Genomic DNA, 1963 nt, shown 5'->3' on the forward strand with positions numbered 1-1963 from the left:
CCCGGGCATATGAGGTATCCAGATGGTGGCGGGTTGAGCGCTGCCGCTCGGGACCGGCGGGAACGGGTCCGGTTACAGGCCGCGGACCTGTTCGCCAACGGGGTGTCGCCGCCGGAGGTGGCGCAGCGGCTGCGGGTGTCACGGAAGTCGGCGTATGACTGGCATCGGACGTGGGAGACCGCGGGCCGGGACGCGCTGCGGTCGGCGGGGCCGGCGTCGCGGTGCCGGCTGGACGCCGAGCGGTTGGCCCGGCTGGCGGAAGAACTGGATCGGGGGCCGGCGGCGCACGGCTGGACGGTCGACCAGCGGTGGACCCTGGCCCGGATCGCCACCCTGATCGAACGGATGTTCGGTGAGTCCTACACCCTGACCGGGGTCGCGAAACTGCTGCACCGCATGGGGTATTCCGCGCAGCGGCCGGTGCATCGGGCGGTGGAACGCGACGAGGAAGCGATCGTGGCCTGGCGACGGGAGGTGTGGCCGCGGGTACAACAACGGCCGCGGCCGCCGGTGCCTGGATCTGCTTCCTCGACGAGGCCGGCCAGGGGCTGAGGCCGCCGAAGGGGCGGACCTGGTCGCGGCGTGGCCGCACGCCGGTCGTGACCGTGTCCGGCCGGCGTTCCCCGCGGATCTCGATCGCCGGGATGGTCTGCGTCCGCCCCGGCTACCGGCCCCGGCTGATCTACCGGCTGCTGGTCCACCGAGGTCGCCGTGGCGAGCGGAAAGGCTTTGTCGCCACCGATTTCATCCGGCTGGTGACCGCCGCGCACCACCAACTCGACGGGAAGATCGTGATGGTGTGGGACAACCTGCCGGGCCATCACGCTCACACGGTCCGCGCGTTCATCGACAAGCATGCGGACTGGCTGACCGTACACTGGTTGCCCTCCTACGCCCCGGAACTCAACCCCGCCGAGGGCATCTGGGCGCATCTGACAAGCGGTGTCCTGGCCAACCTCGCCGCGTTCGGCCTGGACCACCTGATCCGGGTCACCAAGACCGCGCTGAAACGCATCCAGTACCGCCCCGACCTGCTGTGGGGTTTCCTGGCCGAGACCGGACTCGGACTTGAACCCCCATAGTCCGTCACCTCACGAGTTCAACGTCAGTAGTACTCCAGTGACAGTGATCCTTACGTGGTCGCGGCCCGCGCGACGTCCGTCTGGTTGGCTCGGATCCGGGTTCGGAAGTGGTAACGGCGGGCGCGTGCCTGGTGGCTACGGCGCCAGTCCGACCACCATGTGATCACCGCCGCTGGGATAGCAGCCTGTCCGAACAGGGCGAGAACATGCCGGATTTCGTTGAGACTGAACGGGATCATCCCGGTCTCGGCTGGTTCCGGCTGCTCGGGGATCGCGAGACCACGGCCGTCACGCTGGTAGCCCACCGCCCTCGTCGCTGGTGGGCGCTCCGGCGGGTCCTGCTCTCGGTTCTTCCTGGCGGTGACTGCGAGCCAGGCATGAGCGAGCATCGCCAGGGTGATGTGCCGGTACCAGGCGTGGTACATCCGGACCTGGAAATGGTCGAGACCGACCTCGTTCTTCGCCGCCTGGAAACATTCCTCTATTCCCCAACGACGTCCCGCGACCGTGACCAGTGCGGCGAGCGGAACCGGCCGGGGGCTGTGCGTGAGATAGAACGCCAGCTCCTTCTTCCCGCCACGGGAACGGCGGATCAGAACCTGCTGGGCCCGGTTCTCCGGACCCGCGAGATCTGTGGTATCGACCAGCGCCCAGTCATACAACCGAGGGCCTTTCGCTACACCTCATCGCCGGCGACCCAGCCCAGTTCCCGGTGGGACACCCAGAACCGGCGGATCATGTCCAAGGCCAGCAGCGGCTTCGTCGCGAATCCCCGCCGCCGGGGCACCCCCGCCGCGGCGCACCGATCCCGATCATCGGTCCAGCTCGCGGGAAGATACAGCTCCCGGTCGACCAGCGCACGCCCTCGTCCTGACACATAC

1 protein-coding gene and 1 pseudogene are annotated in these 1963 nt (G+C 68.6%); one reads left to right on the plus strand and one right to left on the minus strand.

Translation table 11 applies throughout. The annotated features are described in order from the left end of the window. Positions 1-9 precede the first annotated feature (9 nt). Positions 10-1082 (plus strand): IS630 family transposase gene (locus tag NBW84_RS24405; protein ID WP_445548735.1). Its coding sequence is split into 2 segments (ribosomal slippage): positions 10-487 and positions 487-1082, totalling 1074 coding nucleotides; the frame shifts between segments, so codons are not numbered across the junction. A 50-nt stretch (positions 1083-1132) separates the two neighbouring features. On the opposite strand, the pseudogene NBW84_RS16360 reads toward NBW84_RS24405, so the two are convergent. After that, positions 1133-1963 (minus strand): annotated as a pseudogene (locus NBW84_RS16360) (transposase); the annotation flags it as partial.

The sequence above is a fragment of the Protofrankia sp. CiP1_Cm_nod2 genome (assembly GCF_920664355.1).
Lineage (GTDB): Bacteria > Actinomycetota > Actinomycetes > Frankiales > Frankiaceae > Protofrankia.